Source organism: Robertmurraya sp. FSL W8-0741 (assembly GCF_038004005.1).
Taxonomy (GTDB): domain Bacteria; phylum Bacillota; class Bacilli; order Bacillales; family Cytobacillaceae; genus Robertmurraya; species Robertmurraya siralis.
On record NZ_JBBOQG010000001.1, the window covers coordinates 2,903,880 to 2,927,153 of the forward strand.

Genomic DNA, 23,274 nt, shown 5'->3' on the forward strand with positions numbered 1-23,274 from the left:
ACCGTATGAAAAGAATGTGCAAATTGTATAGACGGTTGTTGTAAAATATAAAAATAAACTTTTTTTACTATAGTTTTTTATAAATATGAATATATTGCTTTGCTACCGCTTCTTGACTATGATTCTGTTCTACATATTGCCTTCCCCTTATTCCCAGCTCTTTCCACTCATGGGGACTCGTTATTAATTCCTTTAATATTTTTTTTATATTTCCTGGATCAGCATTGACAATCGGGAGACCTGATGGATACTTCTTCATCACATCTCTTCGTAAATAGCAAATGACCGGCTTTCCAAACGCCATCGCCTCAGTGCTCACATAACCGTAAGCACCAATTCGAAGTTGATCAATTACGATATCTGCTTGCGCAAGCAATTCCTTCGTTTGCTCATATGTCATTCCTTCGATTAGCTGAAAATGGAATTGAAGGCCTTCATGCTTTAATTGATTTACAGCCTTTACGATATGGTCTGTTCCTTTCAGATCACGCCTTGTTGGCGCATGAACAACGAGCGGTGCCTGTTTCACCTCTGGATAAGTGGGTAGGATTTGATTCACATCTAATGTATGAGGAATGACGTGGATTTCCTTATAATAAGGTTGAATATAAGCATATAATTCGTAGTCCTGAACAAATGCGTGGTCGATATATTTGGAGAGAATATCGAGGTTTTCACGAATTTTTTTCTCTGTCCATTCAGGTTTTACGCGAATATACGGATTCATCTTTCTCGCAATTGAAAAAATACGGACGTCAGAACCATGGTGATGCATAACCATTTTTTTGCCGGCTTTTTTAATTTGCTCCAAATCCCTTTTATCTGGAAAGAAGCTTTCCCCAAAATGAAAATGAAAAATGTCATATTCTTTTATCGCTTGATCAAGAAATGCAGAAAGCCTTTGCTCTCTATCCTCAGTTGATAGCCGCTCCAAATTCAAACATATATCCGGTTGAAATTGGTAGCGATTACTAGTGAAATGGCAAGCAGTTGCCTTTATGCCTTGCTTTTGTAAAGCATGGCATAAATCAATCATGGGCGAACCATATGGTATGTGTAAAACTTTCATTATTCTTGCATCTCCTTCACATTCCAGTTTAGCTAAATGCTAATTTGTCACTTGCTCATAAAAGTTATATAGGCGCTGCTCCATCTTTTCCCAACAATAGAACTCTTCCATCACTTTTCTTGCGTTTATACTCATGGTCTTTAATAAATGAGCGTTTTCACTCAGCTTTCGTATCACATTCGCATATTCTTCTGCTGTAACAGAGTCCTTAGAAACAGCGATCCCACATTGATGCTTCTCGATAAAAGCTTTCATATCAACACAGTTGTTTACTAAAACAGGAACCCCGTTGTTCAAGTAACTAAAAAATTTGTTCGGCATCGCATATTGATTGTTTAAGGAATGAGTTAAATTTAAATCAATCCAGCCTAAATGGGCAGATTTCATTTCTGATGGAATTTGTACATAGTTGACCCATTCTTTTATCTCAAAATGCTCTTTAAGACTTGGAGGTACAAGCAATTTCTTCTCATTTGCCCTCGTTCCGCCAATGATTTTAAAACGGATATCAATCGTCGATTTCAGCGCATCGACGCTACCAATTATTTTTCTCCAATTCCCCCTTGATTGACTAATAAAGCCTTCGTGAATGATTGTCAATGGCCGACAAGACCAATCTTTCGCCGTAAATTCCTCTGTTAAAGGGGGAGAATTATAAATAACTTCGATTGCCAAGCTTGGTTCTATTTGCATATACCATGATTTTATTGATTCTGAAACAGTAATCACGCCATCGACTTCTTTTAACATCTTTTTTAACATTTGATCCATCACAATTCTCGTTCTTTGATTCATCAATTCAAGAGGATCAGGAAATAGCTCATGGCTATCATAAATTAATGCTACTGAACGTCCATTTTTCTTTAGCGTACGTTTAATTCCGATGCCTGCATAAAAAGAAAGAAATTCATGTGCATGATAAATATCGGCATTTTCCTTAATGCCTAATGTTGTCAACTCATTCTGAAAACCCTCATTTTCACGCCCAGATGTTACATCGTCATAATATTGATAAATTTGTGGGTTGCCTAGTCGTTCCGTGTAGGGAACAATCTTGATCCCTTCATAATAGAAGCTTTTTGAAGCAACAGAGTTTTTCAGCTTCTCGCCACTAATATCAAAAAGATAGCCATTGACCTTCGGAACGATCATTGTTACATCATATCCTTTTTTTTGTAGGCTCTTAGCTTCCTTTTCAAATATCCTTACATCTAAAAAAGAATGTTCCGTAACAAGAAAACAAACCTTTTGTTTCATTTTCTTATCCCCTTTTTCTGACAATTAATCTCCATTTTATAAAAATATATCTCATGTATTTTATGAAGGAAGAGACAAACTGTGCCACCTTCTTTTTTATTCAATATGGTTGATAAAAGGGGTTGCTTATATTGGGTATAAACTTGATTACACACAACTTTTCATGAGGAACGAAAATGCGTCTTTTAATGAGGGTGTTCAAGGAGAAAAATAACCCTTGCAAATGGTTGATACGAGAAAAGGGGCATATCATCATGCATTTAAATCCCTGCTTTTCCTTCTTGAGGATCCAGCGAACATGCTATAAAGCAGAGCTATGGATACAATCATTGCTAAAAAGGGAGCTCAAAACAAAATTGAGGGGCTGACAGTGCGCTAGTTAAATCAGCAAATTAAATTTAGGGCTCGATTGAAAGAAATTTCTTTATAATGAGGGGGAAGGAAAACGTTAGAAGGTTAAATCTACCGCTTTTTTGTCGCTTTCACTTCCGTTTATTCATTTGGATGGTGTTCCTGTAAAAACTGAACGAGCTCTTGCTCACTACCTGTTTTCAAGACGACATTCGTCATATCAAAAACAATAAAAATAGGTGTCCTATCCAATTGCAAAAATTTATAAGATTGATCTGCTTCTTCCAATGAATCGAGTTTAAGCACAGTTTTTACATTTTTAATATTATAGTTGTCTTTCCATTCAAGGCTTCCGATCTCTGTTTCAGCTTCATCTACGATCAATAAAGAATAATTGTTCTCATCACTAGAAAGCAACGGATGTTGCGGTTCTTTTTTAATGTTTCCAGCACATGCTGTTAAAGAAACAAACAGGGAAAGGACAAGGATATGTTTTACCAAAAAATTCCACCTCCAACATCATTATAGCACAATTTAACTAAATATTCTGTTTTTTTATATTCAAAATATATAGTTCAGCTTATCCTGGAGACCTGAACAATCATAACTTTAATGCATCTAATCCCCCCTGTCTTTATCAACTATCTATGTTCGGAGTCTGCTTTTCCTTATTTTTAAACTCCGCCTTGAAAAATTAAGTTTTTGAACATAGCTTAGCACCTGAATGCAAAAAACCTTCCAAGTAAAAAAGGAAGGTGCTAAATCGATTTCTTATTTTCAATACCGTTAGAACTGCACAATCATTGTGAATGTACATGTAAACACGTCTCTTCAATGCTTAGGCTATTGGCCATCAATAATAAGATCACTTAAGTCGATTTTCCTTCGGCCATGTCTTCAAGAATGGTACAAAACATAATGCTCCGAGCACCTTTAAAAGAATATTCCCGATGATTGAGTCGTCTATTGTTATCCCAAGGAGTAGAGATCCGAACAGTAACAACAACAAATAAAATAAAGTCCTCACGATTAATCCCCATTTACTTTTAATAAGCTTTTCGAATAATGGTACTGCTTTCGAAAGCATGCCTTCCTTTAAAAGATTGACTGGTCATAAAAAAGATGTTTCCCATCATTGAAGCTGGGAGCCTTCAATTTGACTTTATAATCTCGTTCTATATCCTTCCTCAAGTCTTTGTTCGATCTCTTCAATGGATGAAATTTTTGTATGAGCAAATAATATTTGCGCGGCAGAAGGCATTGCTTCTTTATTTAACCATGTCTCAGGCTCCCACAATTGAGAACGTTTAAATGCTTTAGCACAATGAATAAAGCATTCCTCAACTTCAACTCGAATGGCAACGATTGGTGCTTTCCCTCTTGCAGATAGCTTTGCCAAAACTTCTTCGTTTTTAATAATGGCAGCTTTCCCATTAACTCTTAACGTTTCTCCGAGTCCTGGTATAAAGAAAAGAAGTCCTACTCTAGGATTTTTCAAAATATTTCTTAACGTATCCATGCGCTTGTTTCCTGGTCGCTCAGGAATTATTAAGCAATGTTCATTTTCTATGTAAATAAATCCTGGTTTATCTCCCCGTGGTGAGACATCGCAAAATCCATTTTCATCTGCAGTGGCAATCATTAAAAAAGGAGACTTCGCTATAAAATTTTTACAGTGCTCATCCAGTTCAGCTATCACCTTTCTCTTTACCAATTCACTCGGAACACCAATCAGTTCTCGCAACTCTTCTTCTGTTGTAATCGTATCTCTCAAGCTTCATCCCCCTAGTCTCTTCTTCTATTTCAGTTTGACCTTTCGAGCTTTCATTGCCTTGACCTTGAAATAATCCCCTCCCTTTCGTATTTCATCATCTGTACCCCAGCTTATATCTTTGGCTATTGCTATGAATTTAGGGATGTGCTTAGAGCAATGAATATATGCTTCCTCTACTTCTATAAATACCCAACGCTCAAGCCGCAAACCTTCATAACTGATAAGTTCACGTGCCAGCCCTTCCCGTACCTTCATACTCAACTGTTCATTTTCAATGATTTCAGCTTTTCCATTTATATGTAAACCAACGCCTCTTTCAAAATCAATAAATAATAAGCCAATATGGGGATTTTCCAAAATGTTTCCAAGACTCGCCATTACCCCATTGCCTCGATATTCCGGGAAACACAAAATTTTGTCTTCTATGACTCTCACAAAGCCCTGCTCCCCAGCCCGAAACGAAGAGTCACATTCACCATTTCCATCGGCAGTTGAAATAAAGACCATATTTTGCAAGGAAATAAACTGCTTCATTTCTTCATTTAAAAAGTTGATCACTTGATGCTCATAAAATGCTTCAGCCCTTCTTTTTGTAGCGTACCGCTGCTGCAACAAGTGCTCACCATTTGAACCAACCATATCGATTCTCCTCTTATTTCTTATTTCCATACTTCGTTTAACTTGTCTGCATAAAACTGGATCGCTTTCTTATAACCTACTATATTTGGATCATCGGTTGTGTTCACAAGACAATTTAGCAACTCCGTCATCGCCTTTTCATGTTCATTGAGATTATATAGAGTCATAGAATAAAAAACCCTTAATGCCTGATTTTGTGGAAACTGCTCTATTCCTTTCTCCAGTACTGTTTTTGAGCAAGAATAGTTTCCTAAAGTTCGATATGTACTTCCTAGGCCTAAGTAAGCATCCTCTAAATCATCACCCGCTAATCCAAGCTTTATCGCTGCCTCATAATATCCAACCGCTTCCTCTTCTTTTCCAAAGTTATCGCAGCTCCAGGCACACTGATAAAGAATTTGTGGGTCATCAGGAAATTCCTTTCCTAATTTAGTCATCACTAGATAACATTCCTCATACCGACCATTTTTTCTTAGTTCTAATGCTTTCTTTAATTCATCATTCATTTTATATACCTACCTTTATACTATTTTACCGCAATATTAGACGAAATACGACATGCCCTTGATCAATCAAATATAGATATTTTCGATTCATCCTCATCCATTTTTACAAATTCTTTCTAGCTTAATATTCGTACCAATTGTTATAATAATTTGGAAAAGGAGGTTTGTTGATTGTTCATTGAATACATACTCATCTTTATTGCCGCTGCAACACCTTGGTTAGAAATCGCCCTCGTTATTCCACTCGGGATAATCCGAGGTTTATCCCCCTTCTGGGTTATGGTCTCCGGATTTACAGGAAACCTCAGTACAGTTATCCTTCTCATTATTGGATTTGAAAAGGTGAAGACTTGGCTTGCAAAGCGAAAAGAAAAAAAGGGGGAAACAGAAAACGAACGCTCCAAACGAAGCGAACGCGCCCATAAAATTTGGAATAAGTATGGTCTTCCAGGGCTAACGCTGCTAGGTCCTGTCCTAATTGGGATCCACATTGCTATTTTTATCGGGATGTCACTCGGCGCAAAGAAAAATTGGACGATGCTTTGGTCAACGATTAGCTTAGTCGTTTGGACATTGACATTTGGCATTTTGACCATGCTTGGCTTTGATTTTTTTGTAAGAAATTAATGAATAAATAAAAGAATGACTTGCTCGATAATGGCAACATGCAAAATAAAAGCTGAGAGCAAAAAGTTGTTACTTAAATAACCTTTTGACTCAGCTTTTTTAACATCAGGATTGCAGTTGTTTTTGCTGTCCAAATATTTCCGCCTCTAGTCGCTTTCCCGTTGGAGTCGCAGCTAAGCCACCTTTTGCGGTTTCACGAAGGGCTGTTGGCATCGTTTGGCCAATGAGATACATAGAATGAATGACTTCGTCACAAGGAATACGGCTCTTAATTCCAGCCAGCGCCATATCTGCTGCCGTAATGGCATTAGATGCACCCATCGCATTTCTTTTCACACAAGGGACTTCAACGAGTCCAGCAACCGGATCACATACTAAGCCGAGCATGTTTTTTAATGTGATTGCCATCGCTTCCGCACATTGGCTTGGTGTACCACCTGCCAATTCGACTATAGCTGCTGCAGCCATGCCGCTAGCAGAGCCAACTTCAGCTTGACAGCCACCTGCCGCACCGGAAATGGATGCATTATTAGCTACGACAAAGCCAAAAGCTGCAGCAGTGAATAAGTATTCAACCATTTCCATACGTGTTGGATTTAATTTTTTCTTCACTGCAAATAAAGTTCCAGGTACTACTCCCGCAGAGCCTGCCGTAGGCGTTGCGCAAATGACCCCCATTGCCGCATTCACTTCATTTGTGGCCATCGCTTTGCTGACAGCATCTAATAAAATATTTCCGCCTAATGACTTGCCGCTTTTTATATAATTTTGCAGAAGAACAGAGTCCCCACCTGTTAACCCTGAAACAGATGTCACGCCTTTAAGACCTCTTTCAACTGCTTGTTCCATTACAACTAAATTATGTTCCATTTTAGCGATTATATCTTCACGAGCTAGACCGGTTACTTCCATTTCCTGCTGGATCATCACTTCTGCTATTTTCACTTGCTTTTTCTCTGCAAGTTCCACTAGCTCAGCAACATTTCTAAACATCATTTTGCTCCAATCCCTTCATAGCTTATTCAACCATTTGAATAATTTGCGTGACGTTTGGCAAACTCTCAATTTCTTTCAGGACCTCAGCGCTAATTTTTTGATCCACCTCGATCACCATCATCGCCATTTTTCCTTTTTCTTTACGGGAAACCTCCATATGGCTAATATTGATTTCATTTTGTGCCATTACCGTCGTAACGGCAGAAACAACGCCAAATTGATCATTATGAACAACCAAAATTGCTGGATTTTCACCTGAAAGCTTAAGCTGAAATGAATTAAGCTCTGTAATTTCAATCGTTCCCCCACCAATAGAAATGCCAACTACCTCTAATTCTTTTTGCTCATCATAAAGTTTAATGCGAACTGTATTCGGATGGTCTGTAACCGTTCTTTCGACAATAAACTCAACCTCCATATTTGCTTCCTTTGCCAGTTGCAGGGAAGTAGGAATTCGTTCGTCAAATGTATCAAAATCAAGAAGTCCGCCCACAATCGCCACATCTGTTCCATGTCCTTTATATGTTTCCGCAAAAGATCCATACAGATGAATAACCGCTTTTAGTGGTTGGTAGCCGAATAACGTCCTTGCTACTCGGCCAATTCGTGCTGCTCCGGCTGTATGTGAACTTGAAGGTCCAATCATGACTGGACCTATTATGTCAAATGCAGATCTATATTTCATAATATATGCTCCTTTTAAATACAAAATATGAAAGTAAAACTCAACATCATCATACCACAATATTCACTGTTTTTATGTGATTTTTCCCTATTTTCATAGTAAAAACAAATCAAGTAAAATATAAATGACAAAGCTCTAATCCAGCTTAAAGAAAGATGCAGCCACTTGAACGCTATCCCTCAAATGTACATATGTCCTTTTTAAGCATGCGCCTTGCAACCATTGTGAATTCTCATTGTCCTATTGTATAATAGGACAATAACTATAGATAATTGGAAAGGCTGATAAAGATTGGAAAATTCTTCAAATTTTATTAAGAGCATTATGAAGGAGGATTTAGAAGCTGGTAAGCACGACAAAATCGTGACTCGGTTTCCTCCTGAGCCAAATGGCTATTTACATATTGGACACGCAAAATCAATCGTTATCAACTTTGGACTTGCTGATGACTTTAACGGTCAAACGAATTTACGCTTTGACGATACAAATCCGTTAAAAGAGGACCAAGAATATGTTGACTCTATTAAAGAGGATGTTAAATGGCTCGGCTATGATTGGGACGAACTACGATTTGCCTCAGACTATTTTGAGGAAATGTACAATAAAGCAGTTTTACTTATTAAAAAAGGCAAGGCATATGTCGATGATTTAAGCGCTGACGAAATCCGCCAGTACCGAGGAACTTTAACAGAACCTGGAAAAAATAGCCCTTTCCGCAATCGTTCAATTGAAGAGAACCTCGATCTATTTGAACGTATGAAAAAAGGTGAATTCAAGAACGGCGAAAAAGTGCTTAGAGCGAAAATTGACATGGCTTCTCCTAATATTAACTTACGCGACCCTGTCATCTATCGAATTGCCCATGCAACTCATCATAATACTGGTGACAAATGGTGCATTTATCCAATGTACGCTTTTGCCCATCCATTGGAGGACGCAATTGAGGGAGTAACCCATTCTCTTTGTACAGTAGAGTTTGAAGATCAACGCCCATTCTATGATTGGGTCATTGCTGAATGTGAAACTGAAAATAAACCCCGACAAATTGAGTTTGGGCGCTTAAATATTACAAACACGGTTATGAGCAAGCGCAAACTAAAGCAACTTGTTGATGAAAAGTTTGTTGATGGCTGGGACGATCCGCGGATGCCAACAATTTCTGGATTGCGACGAAGAGGATTTACTCCTGAAGCGATTCGTGAATTCGTAAAAGAAACAGGCGTTTCCAAGGGCTCTGGCTTTGTTGACTCTGCGATGCTCGATCACTATGTGCGAGAAGATTTGAAACTTAAAGCTCCTCGTACGATGGGAATTCTTCGTCCATTAAAAGTCGTGATCACGAATTATCCAGAGGATAAGGTCGAAATGCTAGAAGCGGAGAACAATCCTGAAAATGAGGAAATGGGTACTCGACAAATTCCATTTTCACGAGAAATCTATATCGAGCAAGAAGATTTCATGGAAGATCCACCAAAAAAATATTTCCGCTTATTCCCTGGCAATGAAGTTCGTTTGAAGCACGCTTATTTCATCAAATGTGAGGATGTTATAAAAGATGAAAATGGTCAAATCGTTGAAATCCATTGTACGTATGATCCAGAAACAAAAAGTGGAACAGGTTTTACTGGACGTAAAGTAAAAGGAACGTTGCACTGGGTCGATGCAAAGCATGCCATTCCGGCGGAATTCCGTCTTTATGAACCCCTTATTTTAGATGAGGATTCAGATGGGGAAGACGATGAAAATAAAACATTTTTAGATTACGTTAACCCTAATTCATTACAAATTATCCAAGGATTTGTAGAACCAAATATGCAGGACGTTAAACCACAGGATAAATTCCAATTCTTCCGCCACGGCTATTTCAATGTTGATCCGAAGTATTCAACACCAGATAAACCTGTATTTAATTTAATCGTTTCCTTAAAAAGTTCCTTTAAATTAAAATGATTTAAAAACCGTTTGGACCCATATCCAAACGGTTTTTCCATGCTTAGATCGCCGTAAGCTCCTTGTTCTTTTAAACGGCGAAATTCTCCAAATCCTGCTTACTTCCGTTAAGTCAAACAATTGTTTTCCCGTTTTCGTTTTCACGGCTGATTTATCCTCTGTTAGAAGCCATTACACTATAATTATCGTGATGGTGCCTCACGCTTTTGTTCTTAAGCAAACAGATCTTCGAGTTGTTTACGTAAAACAAATTTTTGAATTTTCCCACTCGCATTTCGTGGCAGCGCCTCACAGAAAATATATTTTCGTGGCCGTTTATAATTTGCGAGTAATTCACTGTTTTTACAGTATTCATCCAGCTCTTCCTCCGTTATTGAGGAATCTTTTTTTACGACGAAAGCAGTAACTGATTCGCCCCATCTGTCATCTGGTTGCCCAATGACCGCGACATCAAGTACCCCATCATGCCCATACAAGCAATCCTCTACCTCACGCGGGTAAATATTTTCACCTCCTGAAATAATCATGTCGTCTACCCGATCCTTTACGTATAGATAGCCTTCCTCGTCAAGATAGCCGATGTCGCCTGAATGGTACCAGCCTTTGTATAATGCCTTTTCTGTCGCCTCATCTCGATTAAAATAACCGTCCATCATACATGGCCCTTTCACGATAATTTCTCCTGTTTCTCCGGCTGGTACAATATCATCTGGTTCAGATGGTCCATCTTCATTTGGCCTCACAATTCGAATTTCGTGATTCAAACATACCTGACCTGCCGAACCAGCTTTTCTAATTTGATCGGTTTCAGATAAAAACGTGATCGCGGGACCCATTTCCGTCATTCCATACGCTTGAATAAGTTGAATGCCCAGTTTTTCTTGACAAGCAAACACTAAACTTGGAGCCATTGGGGCAGCCCCATACAACCCCATTTTTAAGCTGGAAAGATTATACTCGCTTAAGTTTTCTTGCAGAAGCATGTTCCACATCGTTGGTGCGGCAAAAAACTTCGTAATTTTCTCTTGTTCAATTACTCGAAGCACCTCTTTTGGTGTAAAATGATGAAGAATTACGTTTTTCCCACCAACATGAACTCTCGGTAGCAATGCACAATGTAGTTCTGCACAATGGAACATTGGTGCTGTTACAAGTCCAACATCATCTGATATAACCTTGGTTGACGAAATCACAATTAAGCTTTGCTCGACCATATCACGGTGTTTATGTATGACCCCCTTTGGTCTTCCAGTCGTACCACTTGTATACATAATGGCGTACATATCATTCTCATCAATATGTTCGTCTTTTTCATAATAAGGTGCCGAGACAAGTTTATCTCTGTAATTGGCAGCATAAGATGGGGTATCTTCATCTATAAACCAAAATCTTGTCTTTTCAAAACGGTGATGAATCGGTTCAATTCCGGAGGAGAGCATTTTTTCAAAGAGAACAACTTTTGGCTGTGCATCATGAATAATATAAGCTAATTCTTCAGGCGTTAAGCGAAAATTAATCGGATTGAAGACAGCACCAATTTTTGCACAAGCAAAAAAGGTAGTCGCTAATTCCTCCGTATTAAACAAATAAGTAGACACTCTGTCCCCTTTTCTTACTCCTTCATGAAGGAGAGCATTTGCAAGTTTGTTTACTTCCTCGCTCCATTCTAAATAGGTTAATCGAATATCCTTTCTTACATCATAAAGTGCTTCTTTGTTAGGGTACTTAGCAACGGTTAAATCAAATATACGTCCAATCGTTGTCATCTTCCTACCTCCCAATCAAACATTTTATAAATGCCTCTTTTTCCTTCGTTAATTCGGATATACTCGATTGTAGTTTTAATAATGGACGGCATATGCTAATGCAAAAAAATCTCAAAAGTTATAATCCCATATTTTTTGCGATAATCGTTTTCATAATTTCATTCGTACCAGCATAAATACTTGCCACAGGAATATCGCGATAACGTCTTGCAATCTCATATTCTTCCATATAACCGTAACCGCCATGAAGCTGCATACATTCAGTCGCTATTTTTCTTGCATTCTCAGTAAGCCTCCACTTCGCCATCGATACCTTCGTAACAACATCTTCTCCCTGCATATGCTCGTAAATAAGCTGATTGAGAAAGGCTCTGCCCATTTCAATGTCTGTCGCCATCTCTGCAACTTTAAATTGAGTGTTTTGAAATTTACTAATCGGTTTACCAAATGCTTCACGGCTTTTGATATAGGACAATGTGCTCTCAAGCATTTTTTCCGCAGCAGCTTGTGCAGCAATCGCTACTACTAATCTTTCCTGCTGTAGCTTTTCCATTAAATATAAAAAGCCTTTCCCTTCCTCTCCTAGAAGATTTTCTTTCGGCACTAAGCAATCTTCAAATATTAATTCTGCTGTATCCTGACAATGCATTCCGACTTTGTTTAACTTTCTACCACGGGAAAATCCCGGTGTTCCTCTCTCTACCACTAAAAGACTAATACCTTTATGCTTTGGGCTCGTATTGACGTCTGTTTTACAGGCAACGATAATTAAATCGGCATGAATTCCGTTCGTGATAAATGTTTTTTGTCCATTCAATACATAAACATCTCCATCGAGTTTCGCAGTCGCTTCAATGCTCGCTAGATCTGAACCAGTCCCTGGCTCGGTCATCGCAATTGCAGTTATCATCTCACCTGTCACACATTTCGGAAGCCAACGCTGTTTCTGCTCTTCTGTCCCATATGAAGTGATATAAGGAATGACAATATCACTATGAAGTCCGATACCGACTAATCCTGAACCGACCTTTTCAAGCTCTTCATTGATGATTACCGAGAATCCCCAATCCACTCCGCTACCGCCATATTTCTCCTCCACATCTGGACAAAGATAGCCTTGAGAACCCATCTTCCGCCAAAATTCTCTTGGAATTTCCCGTGCTTCCTCCCATTCTCCATAAAATGGATATGCCTCTTTTTCTAGAAATTTTCTTAATGCTTTACGAAATATCTCATGTTCTTCTTGTAAAAATAAATATTGCATACGCTCCTCCTTTTTAATGGTTTGGAAAACGCTCACTTTCATATTAAAGTATTTTCATTGTTTTTTAAATAGTATCATTATTACGAAAATTGAATAAATTAATTCTCTTTAAAAGTGGAGAAAGGTGAATAGGATGACTCAAATTCATCTTTCTCATTGTTTGAAAGTAAGTTATGTTACATCCCTCACTTCCAAACTCTTTTATTTTCCTGTCTTACGGTGAATCCCATACGATCTAAAGTCTCTAGAAATGGAATCATATATTTTCGCGATAAACCGAGAATATCTTTTGCCTCACCAACCTCAAATTCTATTCCGGTATTTTTCTTTAATTTTGCCACTGCTTCTCTGAAGATTTCCCCATGCCAATAAAACTGACCATCTAAAGAAACGATTTGACTTGTATCTTCTAAAAATTTTCGCAAATCAATTGCTACATTGTCCGGAATTCCTGCTTCTTTCAAATAGTCTGAAAAGTAGCGAACCTTCATCCGATCAGATTTCAACTTTGCCATCATATTTTCAACACGTACACTCCAATTATTCGGAACATGTGGCACAAATTCTTTTAATGATATAAATTGCTCTTTTCGCTTAAATATTCCTAATTTAATTGCTTCCTCTATCACAAAATCCAATAACCCTTTCGGATATTGCTTTGTTATATGTTGAATTAATTCTCCTTTATTTAACCCTTGCTTCATTGGATAACTGGTATGAAAGTCTCTTAGTCGGTTATATAACTCCTCTTCGTTCAAATCAACTAATGCTTTTAACGTGTACTCTTTTCCGTTATATAAAATGAAATCTTCGCTTTGCAATTCTTCTTTGACAATATCTTCATCAAGCGATGTATGCGCCATTAATTCGACCATTGTTAAACTTTTTGCTTCCATTAATGCAGTGACCATTCTTTCCCCTGGTGTCCCGACTTTCTTTTGTTCTAATGCTGCAATAGTCCGCTCTCCAAAACGATATTTCTGTCCTTGTGGATCGATGACCCAACCGCCTCCAATTGTTTCCTGAGGACTAGGTCTTCTTAAAATAAAACGGTCGCCTCGCTTCGCCACAATCTCCTCATCTAATCGAATTTGACAAAGAATTTCACCGTTTTCAGCTTTCAATTCATTGCGATCGAAGAAAACGATGCGTCCCATCACTTCCGCTGTTCCAATATGACATTTAATCGGCATCCGCTGTTTAACCATATAATCTAAATCCTCTACCACTTGAATGGCGACATCAATCGTTCTTGTTACATTAAAATGTTCAGAAGAGACAACCACATCTCCACGCTCAACTTCCTCTTTTGAGATGCCCGATAAATTAATTGCTGCCCGCTGGCCTGCAAAGGCTTCTCTTGCCGGTCGATGATGAACCTGGATTTGCCGTGCCTTTCCTTCAAGACCCTTCGGCATAATCATCAGGCTCTGCCCTTCCTCAATCCTTCCCTCGTAAACGGTTCCTCTTACAACGGTACCTTGGCCTTTAACAGTGAATACTTGATCAATAGGTAAGCGAAATGCCCCTTTAATATCACGCATTTCCTGTTCTTTTAACATATTGATAATCATCGCTTTCAGTTCGTCAATTCCGTAATTTGCAATGCTATCAACCAAGAGCATTGGCACTTGCTCAAAAACTGTTTCTTTTAACTCTTCTTTAATATCTTCTTTCACAAGTTCTATAAATTCTTTCTCCACCCGGTCAATTTTGGAAATGACAACCAGTCCATTTCGAATCCCTAAAAAACCGAGAATGTCTAAATGTTCTCGGGTTTGCGGCATGACCCCTTCGTCAGCTGCGACGACAAGAACGACTAAATCAATCCCGGCCACTCCAGCAATCATCTGACGAATAAACCGTTCGTGTCCTGGTACATCAACGACTGAGATTTGTATTTCATTATCTTCATACAATGGAGCAAATCCTAATTCAATCGAGATTTGCCGCTCCTTTTCTTCTTTTAAGCGATCTGTATCAACGTTTGTTAAGGCCTTTGTTAACGTTGTCTTTCCATGGTCGATATGCCCGGCCATTCCAATCGTAAAATATCTTTTCATCCCGCGTTCCCTTCCTTTATTGTATCTTCATTAACTGTAGCTTGAATTAAATCTACTTTCAAGGAAGAAGATCACAGTTTTAAGTTCGAATTTTTCTCTTCTATATGAATAGAGTTGAAAAAACATGAAAAACTAATAGAAAAAAAGGAGAGCAACAAATAAATGAAAAAAATACTGATAAGCTTGATTCTTTTAACCGCCGGCTTTGCCTTTATTGCAATCGATTCTTCCATTGTCGAAGCTGAAGAAAAATTTGAAAAATGGGGGCAGCTAGCATTAAGCAAAACGAAGGAAAAATATCCAAATGCAGAAATAAAAGATTATAAACATATCGGTCGTGTTCAAGGTACAAATACAACAGTCGAAAAGTTTAAGCTGTGGCTAAAAGAGAATGACAAAGAATTCGGACTTTTAGTCAATATAAAATTTGATAAAGAAACAGAGCGTGTGATTGCAATTTCATTCAAAGAAGTAAAAAAGTAACTACCACTGTAAATAATATTTCACTTTAACAGTCAAATTGGAATTTCATTCCCTGCAAAAAAGCAAATCGGCTTTCCATTTGCTTTTTTGCTTTAATCCAATTCCTCTAAAAAAGACTCAATATCTCGCTCATTTCGGAGAATAAACACTTTTTTTGTTTTCTTAAATTTTTCACAGTGCTCAGCCATAATCTTTTTTCTATTGGCATAAGTCGTTAAAATAAACTTGATAAAGGCCCAGTCAAGTTTTTCCTCACAGCCAGGAGCCATATCACTGCGAGTTTTTCGATGATTTTGAATTCTTCTTTTAACAACCCGATAAAGGCACACTAAAAGCGGTTTTTCTATGTAAACGATCGCATCCGCATGAGGGAATCGCACTTCAAAAGTACTGCTGTAGTTTCCTTCTATTATCCATTCAGATTGCTGCACAATTTCTTCTTGAGCCGTGCAAAATTCGTCTGGACTAGCTTCAACCCACCCTGGCCTCCAATATAAAGTATCTAAATGATAAACAGGAATGTTTAAGATGGAACCCATTTTTTTGGCGAGGGTTGATTTTCCTGCCCCAGCTGAAACTCCCATTACAATAATTTTCTTCATTTTCTCTCTCCTCTCTTCCTCCATGGCAAATATAATACAAAAAATAATACAAGTGCAATACATTCTAACACAAGAATATATAGAGGATACGGTCCTAAAAAATCAATTAAGGAGGGGTTCTCTGGCTTGTGCGCCAAAAACATATAATTTCCTCCAGTTGCAATATTAGCAAGAAAAGCAATTACAGCAGCAGCGTTTAAAAAGGCAAACGATTGCCACAGGCCTCTTTTTGTCACCACATACCCTTTAACAAATACAAAAAATAACCCTACCCAAATAATAAGCATATGAGTGGTGAAAAATTGAAAAAAGCGAAAATGGGGAAAGCCAACAAATAATTCAGGTGTAACCATCGCTTGCATAGCTCCAGCGAAGCCGAGAAAGTAAACAAACTGAAAAACGAGTTTAGAATTGGATAATAAAAGGATTAAACAAAGGAGCAAACTAATCGAACAAAGATGAAACGGCAACGCAAAAGCAATACTCCATTGTCCCCCGACAAAGAGCCAAACATGATAAAGAGTTTCAAAAAGAAAAAGGCAAACGAACAATATTGTCTTAATAACTTTTTCATATTTTTTTAGTGTCGTTTGCAACATTACAATCAGTATAGAACCGAAAAAAAAGAAAAATAGCATAATAAAATGGGATAAAGAAAATATTTGAAAGGGGAAAAGCCCATAATCATGTCCAAAAAAATGTTGCAAATCTCTCACCCCACAAAAAAACCAATACTTGTATTATACTTGATCATTGCGATAATGACATATATCAATCAAAGTGCCTTTTGACATATTTCCCGGTATGATGAAAAAAACTACACCATCGATCAATAGTGTAGTCAGTGTTTTATTTCTAATTTAAAAAATAAAAATTTGTTGTACTGCCCGTTTGCGTCCCTGTAACCTCAAGTCTTGCATCTATGCGCTCGCGGAGCTCTGGCACATGAGAAATGATTCCAACAAGCCTTCCACTGCTTTGAATATCAATGAGCGCTTCAATGGCCTGATCGAGCGACTCTGGATCTAAAGTTCCGAATCCTTCATCAATAAACATTGTTTCTAGCGATACGCCTCCCGCGTAATTCTGAACGACATCTGCAAGCCCTAATGCCAGTGAGAGAGCAGCCTTAAAGCTTTCTCCACCGGATAGCGTTTTAACATGTCTTTCTTGCCCTGTGTATTGATCAAAAACAAGTAATTCCAAACCACTTTGGACATTCCCTTTCGCTCGTTCTTTTTTTCGCAGCATTTGATAACGTCCACTTGTCATTTTTAATAAACGGCTATTCGCCTCTCGTAAAATGTCATCAAGAAAAGCAGCTAATACATACCGTTCAAACGTAATCTTCGCAGCATTTTGTCCGCGGGTAATATCATACAGTTCTCCTACCAATTTGTATCGCTTTTCTAATTCCTTCATCTCATCATTAATCCGCACAATTAAAGCGCGAATTTGTTCATTTTCGTTCTTTTTAATAAAAAGATTCGTATATTGGGTATTTAATTCTGCTATTATTTCCTGAACTTCATGAACTTTTTGCTGTAATTCTTGTAAATTAGGTTTGTCTATACCACGCAGCGTTTCTACTAATTCCTGATAACGATCTGAAACGGAACGAAGCTCTTCATAATAATGACGAATTTCCTTTTCAAGCAGGGCAATTTCCTCAGTTGAACGCTTAGCATATTCAAATTGCTTGTAGTCTTTAAAATCTTGCTCTTTTAATTGCTTTATAAACGCTGCTCTTTCTACATTCAATTCTGTTTCTTTTTCTTTCGCATGTTTCTGCACTGTCTCAAAAGCACTTTGCGCTGAAAAGTATTTCTCTTTTGTCTCTTGAAAATGTCTCTGTGTTGCTTCAAATTGCTGAAGGAGACTTTCTTGTGTACGCACAGCCTTCAGCCATTTCCTCTCAAAAGCCTCCGTTGATCGAAGCTCCACAGGAATTCTTGACATTAATCCATTTAATTGTGTATTTTTTTCCGTAAATCTTATTGCAGCATCATTAACTTGTCCTTTAACATCAGAAATTTGCTGTTCAAGAAGATTCTTTTTCTCCTCCAATTTTGCTACTTCTGCTGAAACTTGTTTGTATTTCTTTTCCAATTCAATCAACTGCTGATATTCTTTCTGTAAAATACGCTTTCTATCTAATAAATCATGGTTGTACGATTCTAGTTTGTCTTCTGTAAAGTCCGCTCGCAGCTTTATTAAATCTTGAGAAATTTCCTGAAGTAATTCTGAACCTGTTTTCATTCTGGATTGCTTTTCAAGAAAGGCTGATTCTAGTTGTAACCTCTCTTGTTCTAAAACAGCGACCTGTTCTTTAGCGGCTTTCAGATCATTCTCATCAGGAACGAACTCGGCATGTTGAGAAGCTGGCTGCGGATGCTCTGTTGAGCCGCATACAGGGCACGCTTCTCCCGTATGAAGTTGATTCGCTAAAGCAGCCGCTTGACCATGGAGCCACTTGTTTTCAAGGTCGTGAACCAATGCCTTCGCGTCATCGAGGCGCGCTTGTGCCTGAGCGAGCATTTTGTGACTTTTCTCTAAACTTATGGCGTTTTCTTTATTTTTTTGTACTTGCTGTCCATACTTTGCTGCCAATGCTAATTCCTGCTCAAGCTTATCAAAATTTCGCCTATTTTCAAGAATTTGAACATCAATTTTCTCGATTGAATTCTTTTCCTTTAGCAGCTTACCTAATGCCTTTTCCGTCAAGCAAAAGGTTTCCTCTAGCTGCTGCTGCTGTTCCAATCGTTTTGCTCTATTTTGCTGCATTTGCATGACTTCTTTTTGTAATAGCGCAAAAGAAGTCACTTCATCTTTCATCTGTTGAAGAGAGTGAATCTCCTCTTGGACTTTTTTTCTTTCATCTTCTTTTGCTAATTCATTCTTCCAAATTTCTTCGTGTTTTTGTAAAAGTGCATGCAAATCTTCTAAATTTTTCGCTCGAAGCTTTACATTTTCAATGAGCGCATCCCGTTCCTTTTTTAGGCGATGGCATAATTCATCCTGTTTTGCTAAAAGTGCAGCTTTATTTGCCTGTACAATTTCTTTTTCCTTTCGTACGAACATCTCTTTATTGATTTCAAGGGCTTTTTTTCTGACAGCTAATTGCTCCCTTGTCTCCATTTGCTTAACGATATTTTCTGCTTCATATAATTTTTGAGCAAATAGTTCTTTATCCTTTTCTTTCTCCTTTACTTCATTTTTTATTTTTTCTAACTGCTCAGCCATTTTTTCAATTTCTGTTTCAAGTAACGGAAATATAAGAACATCCTGATCACTGCCTGCTTCTAAATAACGCTTAAGTTCTTCGTTATAAATGGCCGAAATTTTACGAATTAAAAGTGCTCGTTCTTCTTGTTGATTTTCAACGTTTCTCTTTAATTCGATTGCTTCTTGCTTCAGTTTTTCCTCAATTCGTTTATACATTTCCGTATGGAACAGGCGCTGAAGAATCACTTCCTTTTCTTTGCTATCTGATGTTAGTAGCTTGCGAAATTCGCCTTGTGGAATCATTAAAATTTGCCTGAATTGATTACTGTCAATCAGCATAATCTCTTTTATTTTTTCATCCACATCTCTCACGTTCGCTGCGACAAGCTGTTGTTCTCCATATTGATCAAATATATATAATTCAGCACTTGCGCCAACGGTTCTATAGCCATCCCCACGTTCCTTTTTCTTTTCCTGTTGTGGAGAACGTTTAACGAAGTATTGCTTCCCCCGTAAACTAAACTTCAAGGCGACCTCTGTATGTAAATCATCACGAGCGAATTGACTTCTTAATTCTGAGCCGTTGCGATCCTCGCCACTTGCTTTTCCATATATGGCATAGCTGATACCGTCAAAAATCGTCGTTTTCCCAGAACCTGTTTTTCCGGAAATCACAAACATCGTTCGATTTCCTAGTTCACTAAAATCAATTGTTTCTCTCCCTGCATAAGGACCAAAGGCTTGCATCGTTAACGTAATCGGTCTCATTTTACGCCCTCCTCGCTCAGCGCTTTGTCAATCATTTCAGCCATCACTTGCTGTTTTTCTGGTGTGAAATCGGCTGTTGTCATCTCTTGATAGAATTGTGCAAATAGCTCAATCTCGGACTTTTTTTCCTCTCTTTGCACCGTCGTCTGTTCACTCTTTTTCAAATCGGCTAATGCCATTTTACGCTCCAAATGAAGAACATTTGGATAGACTTGGCGGAGTTTGTTTATCGGATCAAGCAAGGCCCCTTCATCATGTAATGTTATTTTCAAATAATCTTCTCGCTTCTGTCTTTCGTAAAAGCTCGGATCTAAAAGTTCTTCTAAATAACCTTCAAGCTCACGCATATCCTGTTTCGGAGCAAGAGAATGATAGCGGATCTGGAATGTGCCATTCTCATTCATTTCAACTATTTGAACGGATTTTTTTTGCTTCGCTTCCGAGAAAGAATATTTTAATAGTGATCCAGAATAAAAGATTTTATCATGTTTTATAGCATCCGGACTATGGAGATGCCCTAAAGCAGTATATGAAAACGGGGAAAATAATTCTTGACCAACGCAACCAGAACCACCTACAGAAAGAGTTCGTTCAGATTCAGACGTGCTTCCGCCTAAAACAAAAGCATGTCCGACAAAAACGTTCGGTTCGTTTACATTTAATGATTTTTCTATTGTGCCGATCATCGCTTTCATGGCATCCTGATGGGAATGGATGGTATCATCATCAAGCAGATGTCTGACCATCCCTGGTTCGGCATAAGGAACTAAATAAAAATTAACCCCTTTTAAATGAATTGGTTGAAATGCTTTTTGGAGCTTACCAGTTAAATAAAAGTGGCTGTTTCGATACCACGAGCTTCCAAATGATAATCTTTCAGCACTATCATGATTACCAGCAATCGCAATGATTGGTGTGTTTAGTTCCACATTGATTTTAAAAAGGATCTCATCAAGGAGTTCAACTGCATCGATCGGTGGAACTGAGCGGTCATATAAATCACCGGCTATCACAACAGCATCCGGTTTCTCTTCCTCTACTAGTTTAACGAATTGGTTGAGGACTATTCGTTGATCCTCTGTCATGTATAAACCATGAACAAGCTTCCCTAAGTGCCAATCGGCAGTATGAATAAATTTCATCATTCTCACCCCATCTTATCTTTCATCATTATACCAGTTTTAGAGAGTGATGAAACTTTACAATTACAGGATTCCGGATAACCTAAAAACAGCCCAACCACGAGGTTGAGCCGTTCAACATTTACAATTAAATTAAAGTTTTACCACATTAGCCGCTTGCGGCCCACGAGCACCTTCAACAACCTCAAAAGATACTTCTTGGCCTTCTTCTAATGTTTTGAATCCTTCAGCCTGAATAGCAGAGTAATGTACAAATACATCATTTCCATCTTCAGATTCGATGAATCCAAACCCTTTTTCTGCATTAAACCATTTTACTTTACCGTTTTTCATGAAAAAAAATCCTCCTAAATCGGCACAGGATAAGTGCCATGTGTAAAATTCACCATTTACAACGTATTGCATCTTCTTACATTACTCGAGTCCATTTCGTAAAGGCTTTCATCTATGAATAATGGATTATCAAACTACATTATTCTAGTACCTTTAGATTGTGAAATCATTCGAAACATTTTGGAACAAGTGTCTTGAAAAAACAAACACGTGCTAACGGCTGTTTTTAATATAACATTTTCAGTTAATTCTGTCAATGTGGATAAATCCGACAAACCCTTATATATCAATGTTTAAACGTGTCGAAACATGACAAAACATCCCGAAAAATTATTATTCTATCTTAGTTTTCTCAGATTAGATTCTTCATTTGAACATGAATTCAAATTTGCCTATTCTTTTAATTGCTCAGGGAGGCTTAGAATAGATTGCACAACTACATCCAGCTTTGCCTCGATTCGATAAAGTAAGTAAAGGGTAACGATAATTGGAAACCCTACCTCGCTTATGAATGGAATGAATTGCTCCACCTCTCTCTCCTCCTCTCCTTATATAGGCAGCTTTTAAATGCTCTAGTTTTTCTGGCTCGTTGTAGTTTTCTCATTTTCCCGAAAATATACGTTGTGCTGTTGTTCTTTTTTTATTTCAAAATAACACTAAGGCATTTGGATCTGATCTACTACTGGTTCAATACTAAGATTTCAAAAGGAGCCAGATTGTTCTTCTCCCGGCTCCTCCGCAAAAATTAAATCTCATATTCCGTAACATTTCGCTCAATCACACGGGCACCTTTTATATTCGCCAATCTTCCTTTTGAACTACGGAAAGCATTTGAAGCGATAATAGCTTCCATTGCTGCTTTCACCTCAGCCTCATCAATCGGTCCTTTCGGCGCATCTACGGTCAGATTTTGACTTTGTCCAAATTCTGTAAGAAACTGTAACTCCAATGTTTTCGCCATATTTTCACCTCCTCATCTAAAACTGCATATCCTACAAAAAACAAAAGCTTTACACGCTAACCTACAATTTCAAAATTATCCGTACGCTCTACACCCAGAACCGGATAGACTGATAACTGTCCCAACGCTTGCGCAGTTTCGAATAGCTGGTCAGCCGTTGCATTTTTATCAATATTGCTATAAGTCTTCGCCTTGTAGAGCGGTTCTCCTTTTTCATTCAAACCTATCTCAAACAATATTCGTAGCTTTGAATCTAGAATTATCGCTTCTGCCATCTTTTTCACCTCCCTCCACCCTTTATATATAGTGAAGAGTAAAAAAAGGGCAGGGAGAAAAAAGCTCCATTATGATGGAGTGCTAGATGAAATAGCCACCGTGAGTCCGCTCGGGATATTTGTTTTCTGGAGGCTGACAACAATCCCCTTAAATGGACTAATCTTTCAAGATCCAAGTAACCTTTTGCTTCAAGCGATTTATTTCCTTTCTAACAAAAATTTACCAAGACTTGAATTTAGCAGTTTTAAAATTTCGAAGCACTCCTGCAAGATAAGGTACTACTCAGCTACTTCATTTCGCTTTTATTCAGCTCCTATTTAAGAACTTTGTAATCTTTGTTAAGTCGTCTATTGTCGAAATATCAGAATCGAACACTGGAATCACAACTTTTCTTTTTTTGGAAATAACTTTTCAATTTTTAAACGATATGTATACTCATTTTCTTTTTTCTTGTTATAAATTCACCATCTTCTTCACTTGGGATTCGTTTGTTGACGACCATTGTTGTTACATCATGTATTGCTCAAAAAAATTCAT

The 23,274-nt window shown here is 37.9% G+C and carries 22 protein-coding genes; 3 read left to right on the forward strand and 19 right to left on the reverse strand.

Going from position 1 to position 23,274, the window contains the following annotated elements:
• Positions 1–67: 67 nt before the first annotated feature.
• From NST02_RS14075 to NST02_RS14100, 6 genes are all read right to left on the reverse strand, one after another.
• Positions 68–1,069, reverse strand: coding sequence for a glycosyltransferase family 4 protein (locus NST02_RS14075; RefSeq protein WP_095308647.1), 1,002 nt, complete (start codon positions 1,067–1,069; stop codon positions 68–70).
• Between the two features lie 39 nt (positions 1,070–1,108).
• Positions 1,109–2,326, reverse strand: a complete 1,218-nt coding sequence (locus tag NST02_RS14080) for a glycosyltransferase (RefSeq protein ID WP_340949162.1) — start codon at positions 2,324–2,326, stop codon at positions 1,109–1,111.
• Between the two features lie 492 nt (positions 2,327–2,818).
• Positions 2,819–3,178, reverse strand: coding sequence for a hypothetical protein (locus NST02_RS14085; protein ID WP_137744189.1), 360 nt, complete (start codon positions 3,176–3,178; stop codon positions 2,819–2,821).
• A gap of 661 nt (positions 3,179–3,839) precedes the next feature.
• The gene (locus tag NST02_RS14090) at positions 3,840–4,451 is read right to left on the reverse strand and encodes a pyridoxamine 5'-phosphate oxidase family protein (RefSeq protein WP_095308639.1); all 612 of its coding nucleotides are present in this window, start codon (positions 4,449–4,451) and stop codon (positions 3,840–3,842) included.
• A 24-nt stretch (positions 4,452–4,475) separates the two neighbouring features.
• The gene (locus NST02_RS14095; RefSeq protein WP_137744188.1) at positions 4,476–5,090 is read right to left on the reverse strand and encodes a pyridoxamine 5'-phosphate oxidase family protein; all 615 of its coding nucleotides are present in this window, start codon (positions 5,088–5,090) and stop codon (positions 4,476–4,478) included.
• 20 nt (positions 5,091–5,110) lie between these two features.
• Positions 5,111–5,596 carry a tetratricopeptide repeat protein gene (locus NST02_RS14100; protein WP_095308635.1) on the reverse strand — a complete coding sequence of 162 codons (486 nt, stop codon included), beginning with the start codon at positions 5,594–5,596 and terminating at the stop codon, positions 5,111–5,113.
• Positions 5,597–5,767: 171 nt separating this feature from the next.
• Here NST02_RS14100 and NST02_RS14105 point away from each other — a divergent pair, with 171 nt between their 5' ends.
• Positions 5,768–6,223, forward strand: a complete 456-nt coding sequence (locus NST02_RS14105) for a small multi-drug export protein (protein WP_137744187.1) — start codon at positions 5,768–5,770, stop codon at positions 6,221–6,223.
• Positions 6,224–6,328: 105 nt separating this feature from the next.
• On the opposite strand, the gene sdaAA is transcribed toward NST02_RS14105, so the two are convergent.
• Positions 6,329–7,216: an L-serine ammonia-lyase, iron-sulfur-dependent, subunit alpha gene (gene sdaAA / locus NST02_RS14110; protein WP_095308633.1), complete on the reverse strand. Its 888-nt coding sequence runs from the start codon at positions 7,214–7,216 to the stop codon at positions 6,329–6,331.
• 25 nt (positions 7,217–7,241) lie between these two features.
• Entirely contained in the window at positions 7,242–7,904 is a 663-nt protein-coding gene (sdaAB, locus tag NST02_RS14115) for an L-serine ammonia-lyase, iron-sulfur-dependent subunit beta (RefSeq protein ID WP_095308632.1), read from the reverse strand.
• 291 nt (positions 7,905–8,195) lie between these two features.
• Between sdaAB and NST02_RS14120 the strand changes: the two genes are divergently transcribed.
• The gene (locus NST02_RS14120) at positions 8,196–9,854 is read left to right on the forward strand and encodes a glutamine--tRNA ligase/YqeY domain fusion protein (RefSeq protein WP_137744185.1); all 1,659 of its coding nucleotides are present in this window, start codon (positions 8,196–8,198) and stop codon (positions 9,852–9,854) included.
• A gap of 212 nt (positions 9,855–10,066) precedes the next feature.
• Here the strand turns inward: NST02_RS14120 and NST02_RS14125 are convergent, their stop codons facing one another.
• The 3 genes from NST02_RS14125 to selB form a co-directional block, all read right to left on the reverse strand.
• Positions 10,067–11,620, reverse strand: coding sequence for a fatty acid--CoA ligase (locus tag NST02_RS14125; RefSeq protein WP_340949165.1), 1,554 nt, complete (start codon positions 11,618–11,620; stop codon positions 10,067–10,069).
• A 118-nt stretch (positions 11,621–11,738) separates the two neighbouring features.
• Positions 11,739–12,884, reverse strand: coding sequence for an acyl-CoA dehydrogenase family protein (locus NST02_RS14130; RefSeq protein ID WP_137744183.1), 1,146 nt, complete (start codon positions 12,882–12,884; stop codon positions 11,739–11,741).
• Positions 12,885–13,069: 185 nt separating this feature from the next.
• Positions 13,070–14,947, reverse strand: a complete 1,878-nt coding sequence (selB, locus tag NST02_RS14135; RefSeq protein WP_095308627.1) for a selenocysteine-specific translation elongation factor — start codon at positions 14,945–14,947, stop codon at positions 13,070–13,072.
• A gap of 162 nt (positions 14,948–15,109) precedes the next feature.
• On the opposite strand from selB, the gene NST02_RS14140 reads away from it, so the two are divergent.
• Positions 15,110–15,430 (forward strand): DUF3889 domain-containing protein, encoded by a 321-nt coding sequence (locus NST02_RS14140; RefSeq protein ID WP_095308625.1) that lies wholly within the window; start codon positions 15,110–15,112, stop codon positions 15,428–15,430.
• 92 nt (positions 15,431–15,522) lie between these two features.
• Here the strand turns inward: NST02_RS14140 and NST02_RS14145 are convergent, their stop codons facing one another.
• The 8 genes from NST02_RS14145 to NST02_RS14180 form a co-directional block, all read right to left on the reverse strand.
• Positions 15,523–16,032 carry a topology modulation protein gene (locus tag NST02_RS14145; protein ID WP_095308623.1) on the reverse strand — a complete coding sequence of 170 codons (510 nt, stop codon included), beginning with the start codon at positions 16,030–16,032 and terminating at the stop codon, positions 15,523–15,525.
• Positions 16,029–16,748 (reverse strand): YwaF family protein, encoded by a 720-nt coding sequence (locus NST02_RS14150; RefSeq protein ID WP_340949167.1) that lies wholly within the window; start codon positions 16,746–16,748, stop codon positions 16,029–16,031. Before NST02_RS14150 ends, NST02_RS14145 begins: the two co-directional genes overlap by 4 nt.
• A gap of 139 nt (positions 16,749–16,887) precedes the next feature.
• A complete protein-coding gene (locus NST02_RS14155; RefSeq protein ID WP_137744179.1) occupies positions 16,888–20,025 on the reverse strand; it encodes an AAA family ATPase in 3,138 nt (1,045 codons plus the stop codon).
• Positions 20,022–21,167, reverse strand: coding sequence for an exonuclease SbcCD subunit D (locus NST02_RS14160; protein ID WP_137744212.1), 1,146 nt, complete (start codon positions 21,165–21,167; stop codon positions 20,022–20,024). The genes NST02_RS14155 and NST02_RS14160 overlap by 4 nt, the downstream gene beginning before the upstream one ends.
• Positions 21,168–21,299: 132 nt before the next feature.
• A complete protein-coding gene (locus NST02_RS14165) occupies positions 21,300–21,500 on the reverse strand; it encodes a cold-shock protein (RefSeq protein WP_095308615.1) in 201 nt (66 codons plus the stop codon).
• Between the two features lie 392 nt (positions 21,501–21,892).
• Complete coding sequence (locus NST02_RS14170; RefSeq protein WP_095308613.1) at positions 21,893–22,030, reverse strand: YvrJ family protein; 138 nt, start codon at positions 22,028–22,030, stop codon at positions 21,893–21,895.
• Between the two features lie 215 nt (positions 22,031–22,245).
• A complete protein-coding gene (locus tag NST02_RS14175; protein ID WP_095308611.1) occupies positions 22,246–22,461 on the reverse strand; it encodes a DUF2922 domain-containing protein in 216 nt (71 codons plus the stop codon).
• A 56-nt stretch (positions 22,462–22,517) separates the two neighbouring features.
• Positions 22,518–22,736 carry a DUF1659 domain-containing protein gene (locus NST02_RS14180; RefSeq protein ID WP_095308609.1) on the reverse strand — a complete coding sequence of 73 codons (219 nt, stop codon included), beginning with the start codon at positions 22,734–22,736 and terminating at the stop codon, positions 22,518–22,520.
• Positions 22,737–23,274: the final 538 nt, after the last annotated feature.

Excerpts from the sequence above, each read along its gene's own strand:
- NST02_RS14075 (WP_095308647.1), bottom strand. The coding sequence starts at position 1,069 with ATGAAAGTTTTACACATACCATATGGTTCGCCCATGATTGATTTATGC.
- NST02_RS14080 (WP_340949162.1), bottom strand. The coding sequence starts at position 2,326 with ATGAAACAAAAGGTTTGTTTTCTTGTTACGGAACATTCTTTTTTAGAT.
- NST02_RS14095 (WP_137744188.1), bottom strand. The coding sequence starts at position 5,090 with ATGGTTGGTTCAAATGGTGAGCACTTGTTGCAGCAGCGGTACGCTACA.
- NST02_RS14100 (WP_095308635.1), bottom strand. The coding sequence starts at position 5,596 with ATGAATGATGAATTAAAGAAAGCATTAGAACTAAGAAAAAATGGTCGG.
- sdaAA (WP_095308633.1), bottom strand. The coding sequence starts at position 7,216 with ATGTTTAGAAATGTTGCTGAGCTAGTGGAACTTGCAGAGAAAAAGCAA.
- sdaAB (WP_095308632.1), bottom strand. The coding sequence starts at position 7,904 with ATGAAATATAGATCTGCATTTGACATAATAGGTCCAGTCATGATTGGA.
- NST02_RS14125 (WP_340949165.1), bottom strand. The coding sequence starts at position 11,620 with ATGACAACGATTGGACGTATATTTGATTTAACCGTTGCTAAGTACCCT.
- NST02_RS14130 (WP_137744183.1), bottom strand. The coding sequence starts at position 12,884 with ATGCAATATTTATTTTTACAAGAAGAACATGAGATATTTCGTAAAGCA.
- selB (WP_095308627.1), bottom strand. The coding sequence starts at position 14,947 with ATGAAAAGATATTTTACGATTGGAATGGCCGGGCATATCGACCATGGA.
- NST02_RS14140 (WP_095308625.1), top strand. The coding sequence starts at position 15,110 with ATGAAAAAAATACTGATAAGCTTGATTCTTTTAACCGCCGGCTTTGCC.
- NST02_RS14145 (WP_095308623.1), bottom strand. The coding sequence starts at position 16,032 with ATGAAGAAAATTATTGTAATGGGAGTTTCAGCTGGGGCAGGAAAATCA.
- NST02_RS14155 (WP_137744179.1), bottom strand. The coding sequence starts at position 20,025 with ATGAGACCGATTACGTTAACGATGCAAGCCTTTGGTCCTTATGCAGGG.
- NST02_RS14160 (WP_137744212.1), bottom strand. The coding sequence starts at position 21,167 with ATGAAATTTATTCATACTGCCGATTGGCACTTAGGGAAGCTTGTTCAT.
- NST02_RS14165 (WP_095308615.1), bottom strand. The coding sequence starts at position 21,500 with ATGAAAAACGGTAAAGTAAAATGGTTTAATGCAGAAAAAGGGTTTGGA.
- NST02_RS14175 (WP_095308611.1), bottom strand. The coding sequence starts at position 22,461 with ATGGCGAAAACATTGGAGTTACAGTTTCTTACAGAATTTGGACAAAGT.
- NST02_RS14180 (WP_095308609.1), bottom strand. The coding sequence starts at position 22,736 with ATGGCAGAAGCGATAATTCTAGATTCAAAGCTACGAATATTGTTTGAG.